This window comes from Chrysiogenia bacterium (assembly GCA_020434085.1).
Taxonomy (GTDB): Bacteria; JAGRBM01; JAGRBM01; order JAGRBM01; family JAGRBM01; genus JAGRBM01.
Window position 1 is genome coordinate 1 of the sequence record JAGRBM010000096.1, and the last position, 3,696, is coordinate 3,696.

The following is a 3,696-nucleotide window of genomic DNA, read 5'->3' on the forward strand; positions in this document are numbered from 1 at the left end:
GGAATTGGTACCGACCATCGTGCACGATCTCAAGAACCCGCTGGGCGCGCTCTCGAGCGTGGCGGAGTCGGCGAAGGAAACACTTACGAAGCTCCTCGAGCGAGAGCCCGAAGGTCCGCACGTCGAAGCGACCGCCGAAGTGGCCGAGGACCTGGGCGTGATGCGCGCGCAGCTCCGGCGCCTGCGCGACATGGTGCAGAGCATTCTCAACCTCTCGCGCCAGACCGAAGGCTACGAGGAAGAGTTCCTCGTGACCGACGCCGCGGCCGACGCCCTTGAGGCCATCGCGCTGCAGGTCAAGGACTTGCCCAGGATTGAAGTGAAGCGCGAACTCGCCGGGGTGATCCCCGAAGCGCGCGGCAACCGCGGCCAGCTCTCGCAGGTGATGGTGAATCTCTTGTGGAACGCCGTGCAGGCGCTGGGCGAAGAGGGCGGAACCGTTGTGCTTCGTGCCCGCGATGGAAACGGCGAGATCGTGATCGACGTTGCCGACTCGGGCCATGGCGTTCCGCCCGAAGCCCGCGAGAAAATTTTTGAGCCCTTCTACACCACCAAGGAAGCCAGCCATGGCACGGGACTGGGGCTCTACCTGTGCAAGCAGATCATCGAGCGCCATGGCGGCCGGGTCGAAGTCGGCGAGAGTGATCTCGGCGGCGCGCTCTTCCGGGTGGTGATCCCGGCAGCGGACTAGCCTGCCTGCGTCTTCGCCACCTCGGCGAGCGCTTCGACAAATTCTTCTCCAGAAGTGCCCAGCCGGAAGCGGCGGCGGCGCACCAGTTTGACCGGAAGTTCGGGCAGGTCGGCCTCGGCCACCCAGAGCGAGCGGGCAACGGCGTCGCCGGGTGCGGGAAGGGGCGCAAGGCCTACGCCGACGCCGCCCGAAGCATACGAGAGCAACAGCGAGACGCTCGGCACGTCGATGGTGGAGACCGGCTCGATCGCCTCGGCAGCAAGGAATTCGTCGAGCAGTGCGCGGCCGATGCTGCCGGGCGCCAGTCGAAGCACCGGCTCGGTGGACAGGCGCTCGCGGTAGCCGCGCTCCTTCCGAAGTTTCGGTCCCACCCAGCAGAAGCGCTGCGAGAAGAGCAGGCGCTCTTCGAGCGCCGGGTGCGGCTCGCGCGAGGTGACGATGGCCAGGTCGGCCTCGCCGCGCTCGACCTGCCGAAGCGAGGCGGCGGAATGGGCGGTGGTGACCTCGAAACGAATGGCGCCGCCGGCAAAGCCGCGCATTGCCGGAACCAGCAACGCCTTTCCCAGATAGTCCGAGCAACTGATGCGCAGCAGGGTGGGGGCGTCGCCCGAGAGACTCTGAAGCAGATGCAGCGTGGACTCGGCCTCGTCGAAGAGCCGCGTGATGGCTGGGAGCGCTGCCTCACCGGCGGCGGAGAGGCGGATGCCGCGGCCATGGCGCTCCAGGAGTTCCACGCCCAGGTTCTCGCGCACCCGCCGGAGTTGCTGGCTCACTGCCGAGGGAGTCTTGTTCAGGCGCGCTGCCGCCTGCCCCACAGAGCCGGTGCGGGCCACCACGAGCAGGTCGTAGAGGGCGGGAATCAGGGCCGCATCAATCATGTAGTAACCCTAAACTGTAATGAAAGAAAGATTCAATAGACTTAATAAAAAGCCCCCCGCATACTGGGGCCGATTTCGGGGCGCATCTATATAAGGATGGCCCGAGTAAGAGGAGGCTCCCCATGGGCGAGACCCTGTTCAAGAAAGTGTGGGACCAGCACGCGGTGCGCGAGCTGCCCGACGGCCGGACCCAGTTGTTCATCGGCCTGCACCTGATTCACGAAGTGACCAGCCCTCAGGCATTCGGCATGATGCGCGAGCTCAAGCTCAAGGTGCCCTATCCGCAGTGCACCTTCGCCACGGTCGATCACATCATCCCGACCGACGCACGCGAGCGCCCGCTGGCCGATCCGCTGGCCGAGGACATGCTCCAGGCACTCCAGGACAACTGCAAGGAATTCGGGATCACCTACTTCGACGTGGCCAGCGGCGATCAGGGCATCGTCCATGTCGTGGGCCCCGAGGAAGGCCTTACCCAGCCGGGCATGACCATTGCCTGCGGCGACTCGCACACCTCGACCCACGGGGCGTTCGGCTCGATCGCCTTTGGCATCGGCACGACCAACGTGCGCGACTGCCTGGCGACGCAGACGCTGGCCTTTGCACCGCTCAAGGTTCGCCGCATCAACGTGGACGGCCAACTCGGCGCCGGGGTTTACTCGAAGGATGTGATTCTCCACATCATCCGCACCCTCGGGGTGAACGGCGGTGTGGGCTATGCCTATGAGTTCGGTGGCTCGACCATTGAGAACATGACGATGGAAGAGCGCATGACCCTGTGCAACATGAGCATCGAGGGCGGCGCGCGCGTGGGCTACGTGAATCCCGACGAGAAGACCTTCGAGTACATCAAGGGGCGCCGCTACGCGCCCAAGGGCGCCGACTGGGACAAGGCGGTCGCGCGCTGGAAGGCGCTGGCCAGCGATGCCGACGCCAAGTACGACGACGTCGTAAACATCAAGGCCCAGGACATCGCGCCCACCGTTACCTGGGGCATCAACCCGGGGCAGGCCATCTCCGTTGTCGAAAACGTGCCCGCCGCGGAGGGCCCCGACCGCGAGTCCATTGAGGAAGCACTCGAGTATATGAAGCTCGAGGGCGGCAAGCCCATCAAGGGCGCCAAGGTGGATGTGACCTTCATCGGTTCGTGCACCAACGGACGGCTCTCGGATCTCGAGGAAGTTGCCAAATATGTGAAGGGCCACAAGGTGAAGGCCGGTGTGAAGGCGCTCGTCGTTCCGGGTTCCCAGCACGTGCAGAAGACGGCCGAAGAAATGGGCCTCGACAAACTCTTCACCGAGGCTGGATTCGAGTGGCGCGAGGCAGGCTGTTCGATGTGCCTTGCCATGAACCCCGACAAACTTATCGGCGACCAGCTCTGCGCCTCGTCGAGCAACCGCAACTTCAAGGGCCGCCAGGGCTCGCCCACCGGGCGCACCGTCCTGATGAGCCCGGTGATGGTGGCTGCCGCCGCCATTGCCGGTGAGATCGCCGACGCACGCGAAGTGTTCGGCCTGAAGGGAGCGTAAGGATATGTCACTCGAAAAAATTACAGAGGTCGCCGGCAAGGCCGTCTACGTCCCCGGTGACGACATCGATACCGATCGCATCATTCCGGCGCGCTTTATGAAGTGCGTGACCTTCGACGGGCTGGGTGAATACGCGTTCTATGACGTTCGCTTTACCGAAGACGGCAAGAGCAAGAACCACCCGCTCGACAAGCCGGGGCACGCCGGCGCGAAAATTCTGCTCTCGGGCAAGAACTTCGGCTGCGGCAGCTCGCGTGAGCACGCCCCGCAGGCGCTCCACAAGTTCGGTATTCGCGCCGTCATTGCGGAGAGCTTTGCCGAGATCTTCTATGGCAATTGCACCACGCTCGGGATCCCCTGCGTCGTACTGAGCAAGGAGCAGATCAAGTCCCTTGCCGACGAGATCGCCAAAGACCCCGCGCAGGAGATGAAGGTCGACGTGGCCGCCCGCCGGGTGACCATCGGATCGGTCGACATCGAGAACGCCGACATAAAGGATTCCACCCGCGAAGTGCTCGTCGAGGGCAAGTGGGATCCCATCGGCGAGCTGCTCTCCAGCAAGGAGCAGGTGGAGAAGACCTACCAGGGGCTCCCGTAC

General features: G+C 64.3%; 4 protein-coding genes. 3 read left to right on the forward strand and 1 reads right to left on the reverse strand.

Annotated elements, in window-relative coordinates; translation table 11 throughout:
* Positions 1-691, forward strand: a 691-nt coding sequence (locus KDH09_03305; GenBank protein MCB0218697.1) for a HAMP domain-containing histidine kinase, incomplete at its 5' end; no start/stop codon positions are given.
* Here KDH09_03305 and KDH09_03310 read toward each other — a convergent pair.
* Positions 688-1,569, reverse strand: a complete 882-nt coding sequence (locus KDH09_03310) for a LysR family transcriptional regulator (protein ID MCB0218698.1) — start codon at positions 1,567-1,569, stop codon at positions 688-690. The two genes, KDH09_03305 and KDH09_03310, sit on opposite strands and share 4 nt — an antisense overlap.
* A 122-nt stretch (positions 1,570-1,691) precedes the next feature.
* Between KDH09_03310 and leuC the strand changes: the two genes are divergently transcribed.
* Positions 1,692-3,098 carry a 3-isopropylmalate dehydratase large subunit gene (gene leuC, locus KDH09_03315; GenBank protein ID MCB0218699.1) on the forward strand — a complete coding sequence of 469 codons (1,407 nt, stop codon included), beginning with the start codon at positions 1,692-1,694 and terminating at the stop codon, positions 3,096-3,098.
* Between the two features lie 4 nt (positions 3,099-3,102).
* Positions 3,103-3,696 (forward strand): 3-isopropylmalate dehydratase small subunit (leuD, locus tag KDH09_03320; GenBank protein MCB0218700.1); only part of this gene is annotated, 594 nt, incomplete at its 3' end.